Below are 352 nucleotides of genomic sequence, written 5' to 3' on the forward strand. Positions count from 1 at the left end.
TGGGCGTTTCCACCGCTTCCACCGTGAAGACCGTGAAAGTCGAAGCTCCGGCTGCCCGTAGCGCCGGCATCAAGGTCAAGTCCGTTGCCGAACTGGTCGAGAAACTGAAGAGCGAGGCGAAAGTAATCTGATGGCTATCCTGGTAATCGCTGAGCACACTTCCTCTGGAAAAGCAGACGGCGCACTGTGCGCTGCCACTCTGAACACTGTCGCTGCCGCGCAACGGATCGCCGCCCGGAATATCGGTGGTGACATCGCTGTCCTGGTCGCTGGCCAGAACGTCGGTGGCGTAGCCGAAGCTGCTGCCAAGATCGCTGGTGTTTCCAAGGTGCTGGTCGCCGACAACGCCGCC

At 60.8% G+C, this 352-nt stretch carries 2 pseudogenes; both read left to right on the forward strand.

The window, feature by feature from the left end:
• Positions 1 to 131: pseudogene (locus tag ACNFH5_RS30585) on the forward strand (electron transfer flavoprotein subunit beta/FixA family protein); the annotation flags it as partial.
• A pseudogene (locus ACNFH5_RS30590) lies at positions 131 to 352 on the forward strand (electron transfer flavoprotein subunit alpha/FixB family protein); the annotation flags it as partial. The pseudogenes ACNFH5_RS30585 and ACNFH5_RS30590, both read left to right, overlap by 1 nt.

The organism is Pseudomonas sp. NY15435, assembly GCF_048068295.1.
Lineage (GTDB): Bacteria > Pseudomonadota > Gammaproteobacteria > Pseudomonadales > Pseudomonadaceae > Pseudomonas.